At 70.6% G+C, this 21,853-nt stretch carries 22 protein-coding genes; 9 read left to right on the top strand and 13 right to left on the bottom strand.

Annotated features, from left to right (window positions below; all coding sequences use genetic code 11):
- Nucleotides 1-430: 430 nt before the first annotated feature.
- The gene (locus tag ACFQVC_RS21270) at nt 431-1,072 is read right to left on the bottom strand and encodes a DNA-3-methyladenine glycosylase (protein WP_381832357.1); all 642 of its coding nucleotides are present in this window, start codon (nt 1,070-1,072) and stop codon (nt 431-433) included.
- 167 nt (nt 1,073-1,239) lie between these two features.
- Between ACFQVC_RS21270 and ACFQVC_RS21265 the strand changes: the two genes are divergently transcribed.
- The 3 genes from ACFQVC_RS21265 (at nt 1,240) to ACFQVC_RS21255 (ending at nt 3,298) form a co-directional block, all read left to right on the top strand.
- Entirely contained in the window at nt 1,240-2,022 is a 783-nt protein-coding gene (locus ACFQVC_RS21265) for a sporulation protein (RefSeq protein WP_381832355.1), read from the top strand.
- A 42-nt stretch (nt 2,023-2,064) separates the two neighbouring features.
- Nucleotides 2,065-2,601, top strand: coding sequence for a YbhB/YbcL family Raf kinase inhibitor-like protein (locus tag ACFQVC_RS21260; RefSeq protein WP_381832352.1), 537 nt, complete (start codon nt 2,065-2,067; stop codon nt 2,599-2,601).
- Between the two features lie 178 nt (nt 2,602-2,779).
- The gene (locus ACFQVC_RS21255; RefSeq protein WP_381832349.1) at nt 2,780-3,298 is read left to right on the top strand and encodes an HNH endonuclease; all 519 of its coding nucleotides are present in this window, start codon (nt 2,780-2,782) and stop codon (nt 3,296-3,298) included.
- 135 nt (nt 3,299-3,433) lie between these two features.
- On the opposite strand, the gene ACFQVC_RS21250 is transcribed toward ACFQVC_RS21255, so the two are convergent.
- The 3 genes from ACFQVC_RS21250 to ACFQVC_RS21240 all read right to left on the bottom strand — a co-directional run bounded on the left by ACFQVC_RS21250 (nt 3,434) and on the right by ACFQVC_RS21240 (nt 5,774).
- The gene (locus ACFQVC_RS21250) at nt 3,434-4,381 is read right to left on the bottom strand and encodes an SPFH domain-containing protein (RefSeq protein ID WP_381832347.1); all 948 of its coding nucleotides are present in this window, start codon (nt 4,379-4,381) and stop codon (nt 3,434-3,436) included.
- 93 nt (nt 4,382-4,474) lie between these two features.
- A complete protein-coding gene (locus tag ACFQVC_RS21245; protein ID WP_381832344.1) occupies nt 4,475-4,903 on the bottom strand; it encodes an NfeD family protein in 429 nt (142 codons plus the stop codon).
- Between the two features lie 73 nt (nt 4,904-4,976).
- The gene (locus tag ACFQVC_RS21240) at nt 4,977-5,774 is read right to left on the bottom strand and encodes an ABC transporter ATP-binding protein (protein WP_381832341.1); all 798 of its coding nucleotides are present in this window, start codon (nt 5,772-5,774) and stop codon (nt 4,977-4,979) included.
- Nucleotides 5,775-5,894: 120 nt separating this feature from the next.
- Between ACFQVC_RS21240 and ACFQVC_RS21235 the strand changes: the two genes are divergently transcribed.
- Entirely contained in the window at nt 5,895-6,683 is a 789-nt protein-coding gene (locus tag ACFQVC_RS21235; RefSeq protein ID WP_381832339.1) for a hypothetical protein, read from the top strand.
- Nucleotides 6,684-6,816: 133 nt separating this feature from the next.
- On the opposite strand, the gene ACFQVC_RS21230 is transcribed toward ACFQVC_RS21235, so the two are convergent.
- The 4 genes from ACFQVC_RS21230 to ACFQVC_RS21215 form a co-directional block, all read right to left on the bottom strand.
- The gene (locus tag ACFQVC_RS21230) at nt 6,817-7,056 is read right to left on the bottom strand and encodes a chaplin (RefSeq protein ID WP_381832336.1); all 240 of its coding nucleotides are present in this window, start codon (nt 7,054-7,056) and stop codon (nt 6,817-6,819) included.
- A gap of 256 nt (nt 7,057-7,312) precedes the next feature.
- Nucleotides 7,313-7,555 (bottom strand): chaplin, encoded by a 243-nt coding sequence (locus ACFQVC_RS21225; protein WP_381832333.1) that lies wholly within the window; start codon nt 7,553-7,555, stop codon nt 7,313-7,315.
- A gap of 200 nt (nt 7,556-7,755) precedes the next feature.
- Nucleotides 7,756-8,400, bottom strand: a complete 645-nt coding sequence (locus ACFQVC_RS21220; RefSeq protein WP_381832330.1) for a response regulator — start codon at nt 8,398-8,400, stop codon at nt 7,756-7,758.
- A complete protein-coding gene (locus ACFQVC_RS21215; protein WP_381832327.1) occupies nt 8,393-9,538 on the bottom strand; it encodes a GAF domain-containing sensor histidine kinase in 1,146 nt (381 codons plus the stop codon). Before ACFQVC_RS21215 ends, ACFQVC_RS21220 begins: the two co-directional genes overlap by 8 nt.
- A 219-nt stretch (nt 9,539-9,757) precedes the next feature.
- Here ACFQVC_RS21215 and ACFQVC_RS21210 point away from each other — a divergent pair, with 219 nt between their 5' ends.
- From ACFQVC_RS21210 to ACFQVC_RS21200, 3 genes are all read left to right on the top strand, one after another.
- A complete protein-coding gene (locus tag ACFQVC_RS21210) occupies nt 9,758-10,456 on the top strand; it encodes an SDR family NAD(P)-dependent oxidoreductase (protein ID WP_381832325.1) in 699 nt (232 codons plus the stop codon).
- An 8-nt stretch (nt 10,457-10,464) separates the two neighbouring features.
- A complete protein-coding gene (locus ACFQVC_RS21205; protein WP_381832322.1) occupies nt 10,465-11,646 on the top strand; it encodes an S-adenosylmethionine:tRNA ribosyltransferase-isomerase in 1,182 nt (393 codons plus the stop codon).
- Between the two features lie 299 nt (nt 11,647-11,945).
- A complete protein-coding gene (locus tag ACFQVC_RS21200) occupies nt 11,946-12,638 on the top strand; it encodes a transglycosylase SLT domain-containing protein (protein ID WP_381832320.1) in 693 nt (230 codons plus the stop codon).
- A 114-nt stretch (nt 12,639-12,752) separates the two neighbouring features.
- Here the strand turns inward: ACFQVC_RS21200 and ACFQVC_RS21195 are convergent, their stop codons facing one another.
- Nucleotides 12,753-15,395 (bottom strand): ABC transporter ATP-binding protein/permease, encoded by a 2,643-nt coding sequence (locus ACFQVC_RS21195; RefSeq protein WP_381832317.1) that lies wholly within the window; start codon nt 15,393-15,395, stop codon nt 12,753-12,755.
- A 244-nt stretch (nt 15,396-15,639) separates the two neighbouring features.
- Here ACFQVC_RS21195 and ACFQVC_RS21190 point away from each other — a divergent pair, with 244 nt between their 5' ends.
- Nucleotides 15,640-17,529 (top strand): streptophobe family protein, encoded by a 1,890-nt coding sequence (locus ACFQVC_RS21190; RefSeq protein WP_381832314.1) that lies wholly within the window; start codon nt 15,640-15,642, stop codon nt 17,527-17,529.
- Nucleotides 17,530-17,701: 172 nt separating this feature from the next.
- Nucleotides 17,702-18,916 (top strand): phosphoserine phosphatase SerB, encoded by a 1,215-nt coding sequence (gene serB / locus ACFQVC_RS21185; protein WP_381832311.1) that lies wholly within the window; start codon nt 17,702-17,704, stop codon nt 18,914-18,916.
- Nucleotides 18,917-19,038: 122 nt separating this feature from the next.
- Here the strand turns inward: serB and ACFQVC_RS21180 are convergent, their stop codons facing one another.
- From ACFQVC_RS21180 to ACFQVC_RS21165, 4 genes are all read right to left on the bottom strand, one after another.
- Nucleotides 19,039-19,557 (bottom strand): SixA phosphatase family protein, encoded by a 519-nt coding sequence (locus ACFQVC_RS21180; protein WP_381832308.1) that lies wholly within the window; start codon nt 19,555-19,557, stop codon nt 19,039-19,041.
- 171 nt (nt 19,558-19,728) lie between these two features.
- Entirely contained in the window at nt 19,729-19,932 is a 204-nt protein-coding gene (locus tag ACFQVC_RS21175; RefSeq protein WP_381832305.1) for a hypothetical protein, read from the bottom strand.
- 202 nt (nt 19,933-20,134) lie between these two features.
- Nucleotides 20,135-20,251 (bottom strand): SGM_5486 family transporter-associated protein, encoded by a 117-nt coding sequence (locus ACFQVC_RS21170; RefSeq protein WP_358712790.1) that lies wholly within the window; start codon nt 20,249-20,251, stop codon nt 20,135-20,137.
- A gap of 119 nt (nt 20,252-20,370) precedes the next feature.
- Complete coding sequence (locus tag ACFQVC_RS21165) at nt 20,371-21,843, bottom strand: CynX/NimT family MFS transporter (protein ID WP_381832302.1); 1,473 nt, start codon at nt 21,841-21,843, stop codon at nt 20,371-20,373.
- Nucleotides 21,844-21,853 lie beyond the last annotated feature (10 nt).

Below are 21,853 nucleotides of genomic sequence, written 5' to 3'. Positions count from 1 at the left end.
ATGATGGCCGGAGACGGGGTATCAACATATCTGGCGTTGACTTTTGGCACGCTGTTGAGTTCTCAAGGAACGGACGCTTCCTTTGTACTCACCCTCTCGGGCTTTCCTCCGGGCGCTTCCCTTCGGTCTTGCGTTTCCAACTCTACCAGATCCTTTTCCCGTTCCGTTTCCCTGCGGAAGCGATTCGGAATTTCGAATCTGTGGCCGTTGGAGAGCCAATTGCCTTTCGGCTCCCTTGCGGCGTTCCACTACGTTAACCGATTCCCTCGGCAACTCATAATCGAGCTCCGCGAGTTCGAATTCCGGCATGCCGAAATCGACCCCGTTTGGAGGGAAGTCGTAGTGAGTGGTTTGGCCGCTTCCGGCTGCTGTCGAAGGCAGTACCCGGGTCAAGCGGCTCGGGCTACATTACGGATCCCCCAGGGACGCGTCAAGTCGTCCTGCGTCGGGGCGTATGGGCCCGATAAGGGCTCACCGTCGGGTCGTTGGGGATCCAGAAGCGCCAGGGGTGGACGCCGCCCTCACCGGAGACACCGGTCCGGGGGCCGTTGCGTACCTGGTCGCGCGGGGTCGGGGTGCCCGCGAGGATGGACAGTGGGGACGCGGAGCCGGTGCAGATGTCGGTGCCGTCCAGGGAACGGTCGATGTCGAGGGCGGTGGCCAGGCGGGCCGGCCCTTTGGCCAGTTCCTTGTCGTTACGGGCCGATTGTCGTCGTACCCGTGTGAGCTCGGCGCCCTCGGTGATCTCCCCCGCGCGAAGCAGGACGGCGCTCGCCGTGCCCTCCTGTGCGCAGACCAGGTTCATGCAGTGCCACATGCCGTAGGTGAAGTAGACGTACACATGGCCGGGCGGGCCGAACATCACGCTGTTGCGGGCGGTGCGGCCTCTATAGGCGTGTGATCCGGGGTCGTTCTGACCGTCATAGGCCTCGACCTCCGTGAGGCGGAGCTCGATCGGCCCGTCGGGGGTGGCACGCACGAGCGTGCGGCCGAGCAGGTCGGGGGCCACTTCGAGGACAGGGCGGTCGAAGAAGGCCCGGGGCAGGGGCGTACGGTCAGGGGCCGCGATCATGCCGTACGAGCGTAGTGCAACGGATGTCGGTGCGCGGGTGGCCAGGGTGCGCCCCGCTTGCCAGGGTGAGGCGCACGGAACCGGCCAGTGCCGCTTCGCGTTTGTAGTGATGATCGTGGAGAACAGAGTTCTTCAGTCCGCAGGGATCAGAGTCCGGGGAGAGAGTCATGGCGTTCAAGAAGCTGCTTGCGAGCCTGGGGGCCGGCGGTGCTTCGGTGGAGACGGTGCTCAACGAGGTCAACGTCGTACCGGGTGGGGTCGTACAGGGCGAGGTGCGGATCGAGGGCGGATCCGTGGACCAGGAGATCGAGGCTCTGTCCGTCGGGCTGCAGGCCCGCGTCGAGGTCGAGGGCAACGATCAAGAGGTCAAGCAGGACATCGAGTTCACCAAGCAGCGCCTGGGCGGGGCCTTCCAGCTGCAGGCGAAGCAGGTGTACGCCGTGCCCTTCGGCCTTGAGATTCCGTGGGAGACGCCCGTCACGATGATCGACGGGACCTCGCTGCGCGGCATGAACATCGGGGTGACGACCGAGCTCGAGATCGCCCGGGCCGTGGACTCGGGTGACCTCGACCCGATCAATGTGCATCCGCTCCCCGCTCAGCAGGCCATCCTGGACGCCTTCATCCACCTGGGCTTCCGGTTCAAGAGCGCGGACATGGAGCGCGGGCACATCCGCGGTACCCGGCAGAAGCTGCCGTTCTACCAGGAGATCGAGTTCTTCCCGCCGCAGCAGTACCGCGGCATCAACCAGGTCGAGTTGAGCTTCGTCGCGGACGACCGCGAGATGGACGTCGTCCTGGAGATGGACAAGAAGCCCGGTCTGTTCAGCTCGGGCAGCGACTCGTACAAGGCCTTCAAGGTGGGGCTCAACGACTTCCAGACCACCGACTGGGCCGCGTTCCTGAACCAGTGGCTGTCCCAGGTCGGGAGCAAGCGCAACTGGGCCTAGGCTCGTGCCGGACAGGCTCGACCGCTGGACTGGAGGTTTGACGTGACTGACAAGAGGCCGCCTCTTCCCCATGACTTCCTGCCGCAGGTGCCGTCGTTCACCGTGCTGAGCGATGACGTGGCGCCGGGTGAGGTGCTGGGGGACGCGCAGGTGCTCTCCGGTGGCAACGTGTCGCCGCAGCTGCGGTGGGAGGGGTTCCCCGAGGGGACCGGGAGCTTCGCCGTGACGTGCTTCGACCCCGACGCGCCCACCGGCAGCGGGTTCTGGCACTGGGTGCTCTTCGACATTCCGGCCTCCGTCACCGAGCTGCCCGCGGGCGCCGGCAGCGGCAAGTTCGAAGGGCTTCCCGAGGGCGCCGTGCACGCACGGAACGACTACGGCAGCAAGGAGTTCGGGGGCGCCGCTCCCCCGCCCGGCGACGGCCCGCACCGCTATGTGTTCACCGTGTACGCCGTGGACCAGGAGAAGCTGGGGCCCGACGCGGACACCTCCCCCGCGGCGGTCGGCTTCAACCTGCGGTTCCACACGCTGGCGCGCGCGCAGCTGATCGGTGAGTACACCGCCCCGGACGAAGGCTGATCCCGGGCGGTCCTGTACCGATCGCAGGCCGATCGTTCACCGGCTGTTTGCCCGCTCCTGGTCATGGAAGTGATCAGGAGCGGGCATTTTTTATTGCGTTGTCCAATACGGCGTGCCCGGCCAGAGTTGATCCCAGTCCGCCGTGGGGTGGGCAGGTGCACACGGGAGGGTGGGCGAAATGCGGGACACGCTGGTACTGAACGCGAGCTTCGAGCCGCTGTCGACGGTGTCGCTGAACCGTGCCGTCGTACTGGTGCTTCAGGACAAGGCCGTCGTCGAGCAGGCCCACCCCGATCTGCGTATGCGCGGTGCCGCGATCGATCTTCCGGTGCCCCGGGTGATCAGGCTGCTCAGATTCGTCCGGGTGCCGTTCCGAAGACAGGCGCCGTGGTCGCGGCGGGGCGTGCTGGTACGGGACAGGCACAAGTGCGCCTACTGCGGGCGGCGGGCGACGACCGTGGACCATGTGGTGCCGCGGTCGCAGGGCGGCGGTGACACCTGGCTGAACACGGTGGCCTCGTGCTCGACGGACAACCACAGGAAGGCCGACCGTACGCCGGAGCAGGCGGGGATGCCGCTGCTGTTCCAGCCGTACGTGCCGACGCCGACCGATGCGATGCTGCTCGCGCTGAGTGCCGAGGGGCGTGACGGGCTGCCGGAGTGGCTGCCCCAGCTTCCTCAGCCCGCTGCCGCTTAGCCTTCCCGCGGGTCGGCCGTGAGGGCCGCCGTCGGCAGCTACATGAACCGGTGTCTACGAGAACCGGTATCCACGTGAAGGGGCCCGCCTCCCGGTCCGGGGGGCGGGCCCCTTCACATACGCGGGACTGAACTCTCAGTCCAGCGGCGGCTGTTCGCGGCGCTCGGTGCCCTTGCCGGTGGGCGAGGGCACGCTCGGCCCGCCGCCCATCGGGCCGAAGTTGCCCATCGCACCGGAGAGGCCCTTGAGGGCATCGCCGATCTCGCTGGGCACGATCCAGAGCTTGTTGGCGTCGCCCTCGGCGATCTTCGGGAGCATCTGGAGGTACTGGTAGGCGAGCAGCTTCTGGTCCGCGTCGCCGGCGTGGATGGACTCGAAGACCGTGCGGATCGCCTGGGCCTCGCCCTCCGCGCGCAGCGCCGCGGCCTTGGCCTCACCTTCGGCCTTGAGGATCGCGGACTGCTTCTCACCTTCGGCGGTGAGGATGGCGGACTGGCGGATACCTTCGGCGGTGAGGATCGCGGCGCGCTTGTCACGGTCGGCGCGCATCTGCTTCTCCATCGAGTCCTGGATGGAGGTGGGCGGCTCGATCGCCTTGAGCTCGACGCGGTTGACGCGGATGCCCCACTTGCCGGTGGCCTCGTCGAGGACTCCGCGCAGGGCGGCGTTGATCTCCTCGCGCGAGGTCAGGGTCCGCTCCAGGTCCATGCCACCGATGATGTTGCGGAGCGTGGTGACGGTGAGCTGCTCGATGGCCTGGATGTAGCTGGCGACTTCGTACGTCGCCGCGCGGGCGTCGGTCACCTGGTAGTAGATGACCGTGTCGATATTGACCACCAGGTTGTCCTGGGTGATCACCGGCTGGGGCGGGAACGGCACGACCTGTTCACGGAGGTCGATCCGGTTGCGGATCGAGTCGATGAAGGGGACGACGATGTTCAGGCCCGCGTTCAGTGTGCGCGTATAGCGTCCGAAGCGCTCCACGATGGCGGCGCTGGCCTGCGGAATGACCTGGATCGTCTTGATCAGGGCGATGAAGACGAGCACCACCAGGATGATGAGGACGATGATGATCGGTTCCATCGGTGTTCCCCGTGCCCTTCGTGCCTTCGTGCTACCGGAAAGATCTTGATGGTCGAGTCTGTCAGACCGCTGGCGCGCTCGTGGGGGGTTCCGTCACATCACGATCGCTGTCGCGCCGTCGATCTCCACGACATCGACCTGCTGGCCCACTTCGAAGGACTGTGAGGCATCGAGGGTGCGGGCGGACCAGACCTCGCCCGCCAGCTTGATACGGCCGCGGCGCCCGTCGACACGCTCCAGGACCTCGGCCTGCTTGCCCTTCAACGCGTCGACGCCGGAGGCGAGTTCGGGCTGTGAGGCGCGGTGCCGCGCGGCGATGGGGCGTACCACCACGATGAGCGCGACCGAGACCGCGGCGAACACCACGACTTGGAGAACGACATCGCCGCCCAGGCCCGCGGTCACGGCACCCGCGACGGCGCCCGCCGCGAGCATCCCGAATTCCGGCATGGCCGTAAGGACCAGCGGAATGCCAAGGGCGACCGCCCCGATCAGCCACCACACCCATGCGTCGATGTCCACATGGTCATGGTAGGCGGGGAGGTCGCCTCCGGGACAGGGCGCCGTCCAGGACGGTGCGCTCGGCTCGGCGCGCTCAACTCAGCGGCAGGCCCTGGGCGGTCCAGCGCTCGCCCTGCTGCTCGACGACCAGTGGAAGGCCGAAGCAGAGGGAGAGATTGCGGGAGGTGAGCTCCAGCTCGATCGGGCCCGCGGCGAGCACCTTGCCCTGGCGGATCATCATGACGTGGGTGAATCCGGGGGCGATCTCCTCGACGTGGTGGGTGACCATCAGCATCGAGGGGGCGATCGGGTCCCGGGCGAGGCGGCCGAGACGGCGTACGAGGTCTTCGCGGCCGCCGAGGTCGAGGCCCGCGGCGGGCTCGTCGAGGAGCAGCAGTTCGGGGTCGGTCATCAGGGCGCGGGCGATCATGGTGCGCTTGCGCTCGCCCTCGGAGAGGGTGCCGAACCTGCGGTCCAGGTAGTCGGTCATGCCGAGACGGTCGAGGAAGGCGCGGGCGCGCCGCTCGTCGACTTCTTCGTAGTCCTCGTGCCAGGTGGCGGTCATGCCGTACGCCGCGGTGAGCACCGTCTGCAGGACCGTCTGGCGCTTGGGCAGCTTGTCGGCGAGGGCGATGCCCGCCACGCCGATCCGCGGACGCAGCTCGAAGACGTCGACGCCCGGCTTGCCGAGGGTCTCGCCGAGGATCGTCGCGGTGCCCTGGCTCGGGAAGAGGTAGCTGGAGGCGACGTTCAGCAGCGTCGTCTTGCCCGCGCCGTTGGGTCCGAGGATGACCCAGCGCTCGCCTTCCTTGACCGACCAGGAGACCTGGTCCAGCAGGGCCCGGCCCTCGCGGACCACGGATACGTCCACCAGCTCCAGAACATCGCTCATGAGCGCGTTGTCTCCCATTGCAGTCTCGTCTCGCTTGCGCCTGTGGACGCAGCCCCCGAGGAAAACCTACGCCACTGACCGACCGCTCCCGTCGCCAGTACGGTCCTTAGGCTGGTGTCCATGCTCACGGAACCACGCTCGGGCCTGCTGGCCTCTTGGGGAAATGCCCTTATTGCGGGACTTGTCTCGCCGGATGACGCTGTGCTCGCCATCGTCGGCGAGGACGCCGTGCACCGGCTCGAAGGTCTGCCGGGTGAATCCGCGCCGGTCGGACTCACGCTCGCCCTGGGGCGGTTGCGGGCGCTCGGTGTGACGGGACTGCGGGTGGCGCTGCCCGCGCCGGGGCATCCGCTCGGGCTCAGCGGGCCGCCGGAGTTCAACGCGCGGGCGCTGGAGGCCGAGGAGGCGGTGGTCTGCCAGGGCGCCGGGCTCGGGCTCATCCCCGAAGTCTACGAGGCGGGTCCCGAGGGCGACGTACACGTGGAGGTGGTCTGGCACTGCCTGCCCGTACGCGAGGCGCCGCCCGCCGATGTGCCCTCGCTCGGTGAGGCCGAGCGGGAGTTGGCCGAGGCCCTGCGGGAGGCGACGGAGATTCTGTCGCGCCTCGACGTGGCGGGGTCGGGTCCGGTGGCCGAGGCGGCCGTCGACGCCTACCGGGCGCGGGCCGAGCGCGGCCGCGAGGTGCTCGCTCCCGGGTATCCGCCGCGTGCGGTACGGGTGTTGGATCTGGCGCAGCGCGTGGGACTGCTGATTTCGGTGGCGTACGAGAACGGCCATGGCGGCGCCGTCAGCGCCTCGGAGATGGCGGCACGGGCCGAGGCCCTCAGGCCGGTGGAGCGCACCGCGCGGCGGGCGCAGGTGGCGGCGTACAACGCCTTCGTGGAGGAGCGGGAGCGCGGGGTGCGCTGATCTCGCGAGGCGGGCGTACGTACCGCACGGGCGCGGCCTGCGGCTGGCGGATCGACGGCCGCCCGCGGGCCCGGCGCGCAGAAAGCCCCGCGAACCGACAGGGGTTCGCGGGGCCCGGGTCCTGCTAGGCGCTTCAGCCGTTCGACGACTCGTTGTCGAAGGTGGGGTTGAGGACACCGATGACGTTGGCGCTGTTGCCCGTGGCGTTGACCGGAACGTTCGCCGGGGCCTGGACGTGGTTGCCAGAGCCGACGCCCGGCGACTTGGTCGCGTGGCCGTTGGCGTCGGCGTCGGCGAACGCGGCGCCGGCGCCGGCGCCGGCGGCGAGACCAGCGGTGACGAGGACCAGGGCGGCCTTCTTGGCAATCTTCATGTGAGGTGTTCCTCCTGCAAGGTCCGGGATTTTCCCGGAAGTTACTGTCGTCGCGACCCCAGCCGCGGGGTCGCACGCTGGAAAACGCCTGGGCCGTCCGGATGACACGGGCTGCACGGACGATGCCCCCATTCGGATCAATAGGCCGACGATCTGCGGAACTTGAGCGCCGGGGGCGGGCCGTCCGCACGGACGCGACCGGCCCCCCAGGGCATCCCTGGAGGGCCGGTGGTCACTGCTCGACCTGGGGCGTTCGTCAGCCGTTGAAGCCGTCGTTCGCGAAGGTCGGGTTGAGGCCGCCGATGACGGTGGCGGTGTTGCCGACCGCGTTCACCGGGACGTGGCCCGGGGCCTGGACCAGGTTGCCCGAGCCGACGCCGGGGGACTTCACGGCCTTGCCGTGGGCGTCCGCACCGTGGGCGGAGGCAATACCGGCACTGGCGGCGACGAGGCCACCGGCCACCATCGTGACGGCCGCGGCCTTCTTCAGGTTCTTCACTTCTAGACCCTCCTTGCGGAAGCTGCGGCCAGCCGCCGCAGCACGCACTGGAGAACGGCCGGGGCCCGCGCAGGATGCGCCGTACGGGCGACATCTACACGACGGTATGAATCTCGGTCCGGAACACGACGCTCCGGTCGTGGAGCCGCGTCCGTTTCGCCGGGTTCCCCCAGGGAGGAGTCGTGGGTTCGCCGTCCGGGTCAGCCGGTCACTCCATGACGTACCGCCCAAAGCGCCGCCTGTGTGCGGTCGGCCAGGTCCAGCTTCATCAGGATGTTCGACACATGTGTCTTGACGGTCTTCTCGGACAGGACCAGGGCGCGGGCGATCTCGCGGTTGGAACGGCCGTCGGCGATCAGGCCGAGCACCTCGCGCTCCCGCTCGGTGAGCGAACCGCCCCTGCCCTGCGCGCCGTTGCCCTCCTCCTGGGAGAGGAGGGCGCCCGCGACCTCGGGCTGGAGCAGGACATGGCCGGCGTGCACGGAGCGGATGGCGCCGGCGAGGGCCTCGGGGTCGACGTCCTTGTAGACATAGCCGGAGGCGCCGGCGCGCAGGGCGGGGACGACGGTGCGCTGCTCGGTGAAGCTGGTGACGATCAACACCTTGGCGGGGTTGTCCAGTTCACGCAGTTTGCGCAGCGCCTCTACGCCGTCCATGCCGGGCATCTTGACGTCCATCAGGACGACGTCGGGCCGCAGTTCCTCGGTGCGGGCGACGCCCTCGGCGCCGTCGGACGCCTCGCCGACGACCTCGATGTCCTCCTGGACCTCCAGGAAGGTGCGCAGGCCGCGGCGCACCACCTGGTGGTCGTCCACCAGCAGCACCCGGATTGTCTTGTCAGCCACCGGGGACCTCCATCTCGATCGTGGTGCCCTTGCCGGGCTCCGATTCGACGGCGAGCCGGCCGCCGACCCCGCTCGCCCTGTGCCTCATCGAGACCAGGCCGAGGTGGCGTCCCGCGCGCCTTATCGCCGTGGGGTCGAAGCCGCCGCCGTCGTCGCTGATGTGCAGCACCGCGCCCTGGCCCCGCTTTTGCAGTACGACGCGGACGTGGGCGGCGCCGGAGTGGCGCAGGGCGTTGTGCAGGGCCTCCTGGGCCACGCGCAGCATCGCCTCTTCCTGGGCCGACGGCAGGGCACGCACCCCGCCGCTCTCGAAGGTGACCTGCGCGGTGTGTGCCCGGTCGAGGACCTGGATCTGATTGCGCAGGGTCGCCACCAGGCCGTCGTCGTCCAGGGCGGCAGGCCTCAACTCGACGACGGCGGCGCGCAGTTCGTCGGCCGCCTCCGCGGCGAGCGCGGCGACCTGCTGGAGCTCGCCCTTGGCCCGGCCCGGGTCGCGGTCCACCAGGGCGGCGGCGGCCTGTGCGGTCAGGCGCAGCGAGAACAGCTTCTGGCTGACGGCGTCGTGCAGTTCATGGGCGAGCCGGGAGCGCTCCTCGGCGATGGTGAGCTCCCGGCTGCGCTCGTACAGACGGGCGTTCGTGAGGGCGATGGCGGCGTGCTGGGCGAGGATGCCGAGCAGATCCTCGTCGTCCTCGGTGAAGCCGCAACCGCCTTCCGGCTTGGGGCACTTCTTGTTGGCGAGGAACAGGGCGCCGAGCGTCTCCTCGCCGTCACGGATGGGCAGTCCGAGGAAGTCGGACATCTCGGGGTGCGCGGACGGCCAGCCTTCGAAGCGGGGGTCCTCGCGGACGTCGGCGAGGCGCTCGGGCTCGGCCTTGTGCAGCATCGCGGCGAGAATGCCGTGCTGGCGCGGGAGCGGGCCGATGGCCTTCCACTGCTCCTCGCCCACGCCGTCGACGACGAACTGGGCGAAGCCGCCGTGGTCGTCGGGAACACCGAGCGCGGCGTACTCGGCGTCCAGGAGCTCGCGGGCCGAGACGACGATCGTCTTGAGGACGTCGCGCACCTCCAAGTGCCTGCTCATGGCGAGGAGCGCGGAGCTCACCGCGGAGATTCCTGATCGTGGGCCGTCGGTCATGGCCTCACCGTACCGGCGGCCTGTGACAGTGCGTATCGGACCGCGGACGGCGCTCGCTTAGGGCGCTGGGACTAGGGCGAAGGGCCCCGCGGTGCGGGTCCCGGGCACGAGGCGCGGGGCGCCCCCGCGTTCCTACGTTGGATCGGGGACGCACAGAAGCACGCACAGCGGGACGCACAGAAGCACGCACAGAAGGAACGCACAGAGGGGACGGACGTCATGCCGGTTGCGATCATCACGGGGGCTTCGAAGGGGTTCGGGCGCGCGCTCGGCGCCGCACTGGCGGGACGGGGCTGGGACCTTGTGCTCGACGCGCGGTCCGCCGGGCCGCTGGAGGACGCGGCCGAGGAGCTGCGCGGGCACGGCGCGCGCGTGCGGGCGCTGCCGGGAGATGTCACGGACACCCGGCACCGCGGTGCCCTGGTGGCCGCCGCGCGGGAGTTCGGCGGGCTCGATCTGCTGGTGAACAACGCGAGCGCCCTCGGCGCCGAGCCGCTCGTACGCCTGGAGGAGCTGGCGCTCGACGGACTGCGCCAGGCCCTGGAGACAAATGTCGTGGCGGCGCTCGGTCTTGTGCGGGAGGCACTGCCGCTGCTGCGGGCCGCCGAGGCGGGGGCGGTGCTCAACCTGAGTTCGGACGCGGCGGTCGAGGCGTATGAGACGTGGGGTGGCTACGGCGCTTCGAAGGCAGCGCTCGACCAGCTCTCGGCGGTGCTCGCGGTGGAGGAGCCGGGGCTCAGGGTGTGGGCGGTCGACCCCGGGGACATGCGTACCGACCTCTACCGGGCCGCTGTGCCGCTCGACGACGACACGGGCAGGCCGCTTCCCGGGGCCGTGGTGCCCGCTTTCCTGCGGCTCCTCGACGCACGTGCGGCGAGCGGGCGGTACGCGGCGCCCGGTCTCCTGGCGACACCGTGAGGGGCGGGGTGAGCGGCGGGGTCGAGGCGCTGCGGGTGCCGGAGGAACTCTTCGCGCACGTGCCGGTCGAGCAGCGCACGCCGGGGGGCGGCCGGGACGGGGTGCGGCTCCTTGTCTCGCGCGGGACGGCGGTCACCCACCACGATTTCGTCGAGCTGCCGCGGCTGCTGCGGGCGGGCGACCTCCTGATCGTGAACACCTCGCCCACGCTGCCGTCGGCCGTGGACGGAACGCTGGGGCACGCACGCGTGGTGGTGCATTTCTCCACCCGGGGCGACGACGGGCGCTGGGCGGTCGAGCTGCGCGACCCCGATGGCTCGGGCTCGACGCGCGCGCGTGCCGGGGGCCCGGCGGGGGCGGAGGTCCTGCTCGCCGGCGGCGCACACCTCGTAATGGAGGAGCCGTTGAGCGAGCGCGGCGAGCGGTTGTGGTGGGCGAGGGCGTCGCGGCTGCCGCGCTGGGGCGTGCCCGGTCTGCTCCGGGGGCACGGGCGGCCTATCCGCTACCCCTATACGGAGCGGGATCAGCCGCTGTCCGCCTATCAGACGGTGTTCGCCCTGGAGTCGCCCGACGGCGCGGGCTCGGCGGAGATGCCGAGCGCAGGGCGGCCCTTCACGGCCCGGCTCGTGGCGGAGCTGGTGAGCCGGGGTGTGCAGTTCGCGCCGGTCACCCTGCATACGGGGGTGGCGTCGGCGGAGGCGCATGAACCGCCCTTTCCGGAGCGGTTCTCGGTGCCCGCGGCCTCGGCGCGCCTGATCAACGCGGCGAAGGCCGGTGACGGCCGGGTCATCGCGGTCGGTACGACGGCGGTGCGGGCCGTCGAGTCGGCGGTCGGCGGGGAGGGCGCGGGTGCGGGCGGCGCGGGCGGCACGGGTGCGGGCGGCGCGGGTGCGGGTGCGAGTGCGGGTGCGAGTGCGGGTGCGGTGGTGCGCGCCGCCGCCGGGTGGACCGACCTGGTGGTGACTCCGGAGCGCGGGGTGCGCGTCGTGGACGGGCTCCTTACCGGGCTGCACGAACCGGAGGCCTCGCATCTGCTGATGCTCGAAGCCATTGCGGGAAAGGCCGCTGTGAGCCGGGCTTATGCCGAGGCAGTACGCCGTCTCTATCTCTGGCATGAGTTCGGGGACAGCCACCTCATCCTTCCGAACGAGGGCAGTGACGGAATGAATTGCTCTGGCAACTGTTGGTGAGACTGTTACGTGTTCGATGTGAGCCCGCGCATAGGGCGCACATCACGTACGAAGGCCCCTAGGAGACCCTTAAGGGTCCTATAGGCGGGGCATACGACGGTGCGCACGGCATTTGGCGCCCCCCTGATCCACTAACCGGGATCGTACGTCACACCTTTGCCACGGAATTTTGCGGCCGCTAAGAATGGCTCCCGTCGCTCGGCGCCGTGGTTTTCCACTGCGGCGCTTTTGCCGGAGTCCCTGTCTGAGCCGGCATCGCCAGAAGAGCGACCTCCGCTATTCGAAGAGGTCCATTCGTCATGTCCAAGCACAGCACCCCTGGTCATAGTTCGCTGACCAAGAGCCAGAAGATCTCGATCGCCGGTGTCGCCACGCTCGGCGCCGCCGCTCTCGCGTTCTCGTTCGTGCCGGGCACTGACCAGGCCGCGCAGGCCTCGTCCTCCACCGAGGTGTCCGCCGCCTCCGTGGCGTGGTCCACCGACGCCGCCAAGACCGTCCACGCCAGCGTCGCCAAGCAGCAGTCCGCCGCCGCCGACAAGGCCAAGGACGCCGAGGCCGCCGCCAAGAAGAAGGCCGAGGAAGAGGCCAAGGCGAAGGCCGAGGAGAAGGCCAAGCAGGAGCGTGAGGCCAAGGAGCGCGCCGCCCGTGAGGCCGCCCGCAAGCCGGTCTACGCCAACAACCTGGACGGGTGGATCCGTCAGTCCCTCGACATCATGAAGGACAAGGGCATCCCCGGCTCGTACGAGGGACTGCACCGCAACATCATCCGTGAGTCCGGTGGCGACCCGCGTGCCATGAACGGCTGGGACGTCAACGCCCAGAACGGCACCCCGTCCATCGGTCTGCTGCAGGTCATCCAGCCGACCTTCGACGCGTACCACGTCGACGGCACCGCCCACGACCTGTACAACCCGGTCTCGAACATCGTCGCCGCGGCCAACTACGCCGCCGACAAGTACGGTTCGATCGACAACGTCAACGGCGCCTACTGAGCCCGTACTCGACGTATCTCGACGTATAGCGCCGGAGGGCGGCACCCCACTCGGGGTGCCGCCCTCCGGCGTTGTCCGTGCCGCGAACCGCGCTGCGCGAGTCCGCGTACCGCCCTACTTGCGCATGACCTCGGGCTCGTGGCGGCGCAGCAGCCGCGCGACCACGAAGCCGAGAGCGACACCGATGGCGACGAGCACGCCCATGTCGAGCAGCCACATGCCCGCGTCGTGGTCCCACAGCGGATCCGTCGTGCCCGGGTCGTCCTGGTTCGGGAAGAGGACGTTCAGGTCGACCGTGGTGCCCGCGGCCGCCACCGCCCAGCGGGACGGCATCAGGAACGAGAGCTGGTTGACGCCCACCTGGCCGTTCAGGGTGAACAGACAGCCGGTGAAGACGACCTGGATGATCGCGAACATCACCAGGAGCGGCATGGTCTTCTCGGCGGTCCTCACCAGCGCGGAGATGATCAGGCCGAACATCATCGAGGTGAAGCCGAGCGCCATGATCGGCAGCGCGAGCTCCAGCTTCACGGACGAGCCGAGGATCAGGCCCTCGTCGGGCACCTCGCGCACACCGAAGCCGATGGCGCCGATGAGGGCGCCCTGCAGGACGGTGATCACGCCGAGCACGATCACCTTCGACATGAGATAGGCCGAGCGGGACAGGCCGGTGGCCCGTTCGCGCTCGTAGATGACCCGTTCCTTGATCAGCTCTCGTACGGAGTTGGCCGCTCCGGCGAAGCAGGCGCCGACCGCGAGGATCAGCAGGATGGTGGAGGCGTTGCCGTTGGGGCCGCGCGGGCCGGGGTTGAGCCCGTCGTCGGAGTTGATCAGCGTGGAGACCACACCGAGCACCGCGGGCAGGATCACCATCAGGGCCAGGAAGCCACGGTCGGAGACGATCACCGACACATAGCGGCGGATCAGGGTGAACAGCTGTGAGCCCCAGCCCTGTGGCTTGGGCGGCCGCATCTGCTGAGGCGGCGGCATATGTACGGACTGCGCGGCGACGGCGTCGATGTCCGCGGCGTACATCTGGTAGTGCTGCGAGCCCTTCCAGCGGCCCGCCCAGTCGTAGTCGCGGTAGTTCTCGAAGGAGGAGAAGACATCGGCCCAGGTGCTGTAGCCGAAGAAGTTGAGGGCTTCCTCCGGCGGTCCGAAGTACGCCACCGAACCGCCCGGCGCCATGACGAGGAGCTTGTCGCACAGCGCGAGTTCGGCCACGGAGTGCGTGACGACCAGGACCGTGCGGCCGTCGTCAGCGAGGCCGCGGAGCAGCTGCATGACGTCGCGGTCCATGCCCGGGTCGAGGCCCGACGTGGGCTCGTCGAGGAAGATCAGCGACGGCTTGGTGAGCAGCTCGAGGGCGACCGAGACACGCTTGCGCTGGCCGCCGGAGAGCGAGGTGACCTTCTTGTCCTTGTGGATGTCGAGCTTGAGCTCACCCAGGACTTCGTTGATGCGCTGCTCGCGTTCCTGCTCGCTGGTGTCGGCGGGGAAGCGGAGCTTGGCGGCGTACTTGAGCGCCTTCTTGACGGTCAGTTCCTTGTGCAGGATGTCGTCCTGCGGGACCAGACCGATGCGCTGGCGCAGCTCGGCGAACTGCTTGTACAGGTTCCGGTTGTCGTAGAGGACATCGCCCTGGTTGGCGGGGCGGTAGCCGGTGAGCGCCTTGAGCAGCGTGGACTTGCCGGACCCTGAGGGGCCGATGACGGCGACCAGGGACTTCTCCGGTACGCCGAAGGAGACGTCCTTGAGAATCTGCTTGCCGCCGTCGACGGTGACCGTGAGGTGGCGGGCCGAGAAGGAGACCTCGCCGGTGTCGACGAACTCCTCGAGGCGCCCGTCGACCAGGCGGAACGTCGAGTGGCCGACGCCGACGATGTCGCTCGGGCCGATCTGCGCGGTACCGGACTTGGGCAGCGGCTGGCCGTTGACGTAGGTGCCGTTGTGCGAGCCCAGGTCACGGATCTCGAAGCGGCCGTCGGGCGTCGCGTGGAACTCGGCGTGGTGGCGCGAGACCTGCAGGTCCGAGACGACCAGTTCGTTCTCCAGGGCACGGCCGATACGCATCACATGGCCGAGGGCGAACTGGTGGAAGGTCGTCGGGCTGCGGTCGCCGTAGACCGGGGGCGCGCCCGCGGGGCCGCCGGCGGCCGGGGGCTGCTGCGCCGCGAACTGCTGGCCGTGGCTCTGCTGCTGGGGCACATGCGGCTGCTGCGGCGGCTGTTGCTGCCAGCCCTGGTGCGGGGCTTGCGGGGTGTGCTGCTGGGGCGCGTGGTGCTGGGGCGACTGCTGCTGCGGGGCCGGCCGGCCCGGGCCGCCCGACTGCGGGGCGTGCGGCTGCGGGGCGTGCGGCTGCGGGTGCTGGGCCGGAGCCTGCTGCGCTTGGTGAGCCGGGGCCTGGTGGGCCTGCTGCGGTGCGGCCATGGCGCCCGCTCCGGCACCGGCTCCCGCTCCAGCTCCAGCTCCCGAGAGGTCGAGACGCGGTCCGTCGGTCGCGTTGCCGAGGTAGACGGCGGAGCCGGGGCCGATCTCCATGTGGTGCACACGGTGGCCCTGCACGAACGTGCCATTGGTGCTGCCGTGGTCCTCGATGACCCAACTCCGGCCGCCCCAGCTGATCGTGGCGTGCCGCCAGGAGACCCGGGCGTCGTCGATCACCACGTCTCCCCCCGGATCGCGTCCGAGGGCGTAGGACCGGGACGGATCAAGCGTCCAGGTCCGTCCATTCAATTCCAGTACGAGTTCCGGCACTCCATGCCCCACTACGTTGTCCCCCGAGCTAGCCCCCGTCTTGGGGAGTCTAGGGATGTCGAACATCGTGGGGAACTATTTCAGGCTCAGCCCGCTGTCCGAAAGTCGGGCCTTCAGAAGGACGTCTTCACCCCCTGCCGCGCAGCCCGTTGACTGTCCGTAAACCGCCCCGGAGAGTGGTAAGCGCCCATGAGTCCGTACGGATCATGCGCGAACGGACATAACGCCGGGGATCGGGGGCCTCATGGAAGCGGGCGCGACCGGCGGCGCACGACCGGCCGCACCCCTGGCGACCGCCGCACCCGGGGTGCGCTGGGGCGAGGTGCTGCTCGCCGCGGTCGCCTCGGTGAGCTGGGCGATGATCGGTATGGCGGGCGTCGCGGCGCTCGGGCTCCATCTCCTGGACGCCGACTCCGCGGGCTCCCTCGGCCCGATGACCGCGGCCGTGGTGGTGCTCGGCGCAGGCGGCTCCGTCACACCGTCCGGGGATGTCTCCGCCTTCGGTCTCGACGGGGCCGAGGCGACCACCGCCATCGAAGTGACGCCCTTGGGTGTGGGTTTGACCGGTGCCCTGCTGCTTGCCTTCTTCTTCCTGCGCTCCCTGCGCGCCGCGGGCGTGGTGATCACACCCGCCGAACTCGCCGCCCGCGTGGGCTCGGTGGCGACGTTGTTCCTGGCCATGCTGGCCGGGCTCGCCTGGGCCGGTCACGACACCATCACGATCGACGGCGGCTCGCTCGGGCTCGACGAAGGGCCGGGCGGCGGTCTCACCGACGACATCAAGGACAAACTGCCCGATGGGCTCGGCGATATCGGGGGGCTGCTTCCGGACAGGATCGGCGACCTCGTGGACGCCGAGGCCTCCGTGGGCTTCACCGTCGACACCGGTGCCTCGCTGCTCGGCGGTGCGCTGTGGGTGGGCGGCGTGCTGCTGATCGCGCTGCTCGCCTCCCGCCGTACGCCGCTGCCGGCCCGGCTCGAAGCGGTGCACCGCGTGGTGCGCCCGGCCGCGTCCGCCCTGGTCGCGGTGTTGCTCGTGGCGGTGCTCGCGGGTCTGGCAGCGGCGGCGTACGCGATGGCGGGGGACGACCATCCGCGGCGGATCGCGGGCGCGGCGCTGCTCGGGGCACCCAACGGGGTGTGGCTCGGCGTGCCGGTCGGGCTCCTCGTGCCCTGGAACGGCAAGGCCACGGGCGAACTGGCGCAGGTCCTGCCCGACCCCGTCGACGAACTACTGCGGCTCTCGGCCGCCGAACCCGTGACACTGCCCCGGCTCGCCGAACTCGACAGCCGCGTCTGGCTCCTGCTGCTCGCGGCCGCCGTGACGATGCTCTACGCCGGTGTGCTCACGGCCGTCCGCACTCCGCTCGGCGGCCAGCGCGCGCCGGCCTTCGCGGCACGCTGCGCGGTGCGGCTCGGCGCGGTCACGGCGCTCGCGCTGCCGCTGCTCGTGTGGCTCACGGCCGTCTCGGCCGACGCGTCCCTGTCGGTACTCGGCATCGATGCCTTCGGCGCCGGGATCGAACTGCGCGGCCAGGCAGGGACGGCACTGCTGCTCGGGGCCGCGTGGGGCGCGGGGGCCGGGGCGCTCGGCGCGCTTCTGGCGTACGTGAGCGGGGCGGCCGGCAGCGGAGTGGCGCCGCTGGCCGGGGGCACCCCGCGGGCGGGGCGGGCGGAACCGTTTCCGGCGCCGCCCTCGTATCTCCCGGAGGGGGCCGGTACGGCTACCTCGCAGGGGCCCGGACGTGCGGGCCCCCAAAAGGCGGGAGGCTCCCGGGGCGAGGCCGCGGGGCCTTATGGACCGGGCCCGGCACACCACTCCGCGCCCACCGAGGCGAACCCGTATCTGCGGCCTCCCGGCGGCGGCAACGACGTGTACAGCGCCGAGACGGTCGCGGGCCCGCTCACACCGCCCCCGCCTGTGCCACGGCGGCGCCCGCCGGAACGGGAGCGGGAGCGCGAGGGCCAGGAGGGGGCCGGGCGGGAACGGGAACGCGGGCGTGACGGTGAGCAGCGCGGCTGGCCGGTGCCCCCGCCACCGCCTCCTCCCCCACGGAATCCGCCGCCGCGTACTCCCCCGCCGCGCAGGCCGGGGCCGCCGCCCCCGGACCGGCCGCCCCGGGGGCAGGGCTGAGGGCCGGAGACGGGGCTGAGGGCCAGGAGGGCTCGGGGCCGGGGGCAGGCCTGAGCGCCGGGGCTCGGAGCCGGGGGCAGGCCCGAGGGCCGGGGCTCGGGGCCGGGTGCCTGTCCGCCACGCGGGACACCTCAACACGTGGCACGCAGTGCCCGATACCGTGGTGCTCACCATGAGCGCATCGCAGCCCCCCTACACCGCTGACGTCCCCACTCTCCTCGTCAAGATTTTCGGCAAGGACAGGCCCGGCCTCACCGCAGGGCTCTTCGACACCCTTGCCGCCTTCTCCGTCGACGTGGTCGACCTGGAGCAGGTCGTCACCCGTGGCCGCATCATGCTGTGCGCGCTCGTCACCGCGCCGGCCGCGGGCAGCGAGGGCGAGCTGCGCTCCACGGTGCACAGCTGGGCCGAGTCGTTGAAGATGCAGGCCGAGATCATCTCCGGTATCGGCGACAACCGGCCGCGCGGCGAGGGCCGTTCGCATGTCACCGTGCTCGGTCACCCCCTCACCGCCGAGTCGACAGCGGCGATCGCCGCGCGCATCACGGACACCGGCGGCAATATCGACCGTATCTTCCGGCTCGCCAAGTACCCGGTCACGGCAGTGGAGTTCGCCGTGTCCGGCACCGAGACCGAGCCCCTGCGCACCGCGCTCGCCATAGAGGCCGCGGCGCAGGGCGTGGATGTGGCCGTGGTCGCGGCCGGTCTGCACCGGCGCGCGCAGCGCCTGATCGTGATGGATGTCGACTCGACCCTGATCCAGGACGAGGTCATCGAGCTGTTCGCCGCGCACGCCGGCTGCGAGGACAAGGTCGCCGAGGTGACGTCGGCCGCGATGCGCGGTGAGCTGGACTTCGAGCAGTCCCTGCACGCGCGCGTGGCGCTGCTCGGCGGCCTGGACGCCTCTGTGGTGGACAAGGTGCGCACCGAGGTACGGCTGACCCCGGGCGCCCGCACCCTGATCCGTACGCTGAAGCGCCTCGGCTACCAAGTGGGCGTCGTCTCGGGCGGGTTCACCCAGGTCACCGATGACCTCAAGGAGCGTCTGGGCCTCGACTTCGCGCACGCCAACACCCTGGAGATCGTCGACGGCAAGCTGACCGGCAAGGTCACCGGCGAGGTCGTGGACCGTGCGGGCAAGGCCCGCCTCCTGCGCCGATTCGCCGCCGAGGCCGGGGTGCCGCTCGAACAGACCGTGGCGATCGGCGACGGCGCCAACGACCTGGACATGCTCAACGCGGCGGGCCTCGGGGTCGCCTTCAACGCCAAGCCCCTGGTGCGCGAGGCCGCGCACACGGCCGTGAACGTGCCCTTCCTCGACACCGTCCTGTATCTCCTCGGCGTCACCCGCGAAGAGGTCGAACTGGCGGACACCCACGACGACTGAGGCACGGACGACCGAGACACGGACGACGACACGAGGGGCCCGGGTCACCGAAGCGGTGGGCCGGGCCCCTCTGTCGCGGTCAACTGGCCGGTCACACGGGGGTGTTACGGACGGAGCGCTCGCTACTCGTGCGGCGCCCAGAAGTCGGCCAAGGCGGCCGCTCCGGGTTCCACACCCTTCCAGGAGCCTGTGTACGTCAGGATCGCGATGGCCGACGTCGGGAAGCCACGGCGGCTCATGCGCGTCATGGCGTCACCCTCCGAGGCTCCCGCGAGGACATCGGCGAGACCCTGGATACCGGGGTTGTGGCCGATCAGGAGGACATCGGCCACGTCGTCCGGGACTTCGTTGAGCACGGCGATCAGGTCACCGGGCGAGGCTTCGTAGACACGCTCCTCGTAGACGGTCTTCGGACGGCGCGGCAGCTCCTGGACGGCGAGCTTCCAGGTCTCGCGGGTCCTCGCGGAGGTCGAGCAGATGGCCAGGTCGAAGTCGATGCCGGACTCGGCCAGTCTCAGGCCGGCGGCGGGGGCGTCCTTGCGGCCGCGCTCGGCGAGCGGCCGCTCGTGGTCGGACACCTGTGGCCAGTCGGCCTTCGCATGCCGGAGAAGGACAATCCTGCGGGGTGTATCGACGCTCATGCGTCCCAGCTTCGCACGAAACGTGCCATGGGGCGCTGGGAGTTGAGGTGGTCTGCCCACACGGGTGACCGGCGGCTCGCGGGGGCGCGGAACAAGGGGCTCCGCAGAGCGCTCAGGCCCCGGCTCCCGGCGGGCGCCACCCTTGGGGCGTGCGCCACGCGTGCGCCCCGGCTAGAACAGCAGCGCCTGCCGTATCTGCCGGAGGAAGTCCATGACCGCGGGCTCACCGGTGGCCGCGTGGGCCTCCGCCGGGTCGAGCACGAGGAGCAGCAGCGCCGTGAACGCGAGGGCGGGCAGGGCGAGGGCCCACCAGGGCAGACTGGCTCCGACGCCCCGCGGTCGCGAGGTGGACCTGGTGTGCGTAGGGGCCGGCATATCGCCTCCGCGGTTTCGAGTGCTGTGTGCGCCGCGCCTTCGCGGTACACATCGAAACTACGGTCTTGCGCGACCTCAACCCATCCGGTGATCCACCCACTTGACCCTGAGACCGGCCCCCTAGGGGATGGGGGGTAAACCCCACCATCGCCGTCGGACCCCACCGCCGGGCCACCCGGTCAGCGCGCCGTCACCGGCGGCTTCAGGGCGAGGCGATGGACGCGATGATGCCGATGATGACGGTGATGGCCAGCATCGCACCGAGCACGACGAGGAGCTTCTTCTGGCCGTTCTGGGGGTTCGGGTCGAGCACAGGCATAGCGCCAGTCTCGCACCCTTTGACCGTTCCTCCGGCGGCGGGGGCGGCCGGGAGCGGGGCCCAACCGGGCCGGGACCCGGATCGGGACCCGGGCCGGACCGAGACCGGGCCACGTGGTGTCAGGCCGGTGTCACGGCCGTCCTGGCCGCCAGCTCCGACTCGACGGTGCGGTTGCGCCCCGCCAGGATGCCGACCGCGATCTGGGGGACCATGAGCCCCGCCATGAGCGCGATGGGCAGACCCCAGCCGCCGCTGTGCTGGTAGAGCACACCGACGAGGAGCGGTCCCGGGATCGAGATCAGATAGCCCGTGCTCTGGGCGAAGGCGGACAGCTTGGCGACCCCGGCACCGGTGCCCGCGCGCATGCCCACCATGGTGAGGGCGAGCGGGAAGGCGCAGTTGGAGACGCCGAGCAGCAGCGCCCAGGCCCAGGCACCGCCGGACGGGGCGAGGTAGAGCCCCGCGTAGCCGGTCAGGCCGCACAGGGCGAGGGCCACGGCGATCGGGCCCTGGTTCCGCATCCGCGCGGCCACCCGCGGGATGACGAACGCGAGCGGCACGCCCATCGCCATGGTCACGGCGAGCAACACACCCGCGGTGGACGCCGGAACGCCGGCGTCCCGGAAGATCTGCGGCATCCAGCCCATGGTGATGTAGGCGCCGGTGGCCTGGAGGCCGAAGAAGACGGCGAGCGCCCAGGCGGTGCGGCTGCGCGTGATCCGCAGCCCGTCGGCGGCGGCCGGCTGCGATCCGGCACCGCTGGCGGAACCGGATGTTCCGGCGGAGCCCGACGCCCCCGCGGAGCCTCGGCTTTCCTCGGCGGCACGCCCTTCGTCGGCGCGCTCTTCGGCGGCACGCCCTCCGTCGGCACGCCCCTCGGGCGCGCGCTCTTCGGCGGCGCCTGCCGGTGCGGTCCGCTGCCGCGTGGAGCCCGGGCCCCGGTCGCGTACCAGCGGAAGCCAGGGCAGCACCGCGACGGCGGCCACCAGGGCCCAGATGCCGAGACCGGCCTGCCACCCGCCGCCGAGGGCGGCGGTCATGGGCACCGTGGCGGCAGCCGCGAGGGACGTACCGAGGGCGAGGGCCATCGAGTAGAGCCCGGTCATGGAGCCGACCCGGTCGGGGAACCAGCGCTTCACGATCACCGGCATCAGCACATTGCTGACGGCGATGCCCATCAGGGCGAGCGCGCTGGCCGCGAGGAAGCCGGGCGTACCGCCCGCGAAGGGCCGGATCGTCAGCCCCGCGGCGATCGCGACCATGCCGGCGCAGACCACGGCGGCCGGACCGAAGCGGCGGGCGAGGCGCGGCGCCATCACACCGAAGGCGGCGAAGCACAGGGGCGGTACGGAGGTGAGCAGGCCGGCGACGCTGCCGCTCATACCGAGCCCGTCACGCACCTCTTCGAGGAGGGCGCCGAGACTGGTGATGGCGGGACGCAGGTTGAGTGCCGCGAGCACGATGCCGACCATCACCAGCCGCGTGGCCCACGCGCGCGTGGCGGGCGGTTCGGTGAGGGTCTGCGGCTCTGCCGTGCGCGGTGGTGCCTGGGTCGTCGTCTGGGTTTCCTCACGTGCCATGGGAGCCATCATAGAATCATGG

The sequence above is a fragment of the Streptomyces monticola genome (assembly GCF_042665355.1).
Taxonomy (GTDB): Bacteria; Actinomycetota; Actinomycetes; order Streptomycetales; family Streptomycetaceae; genus Streptomyces; species Streptomyces monticola.
The sequence above is the reverse complement of the archived record's forward strand: the minus strand, read 5'-3'. Positions and strand labels throughout refer to the sequence as shown.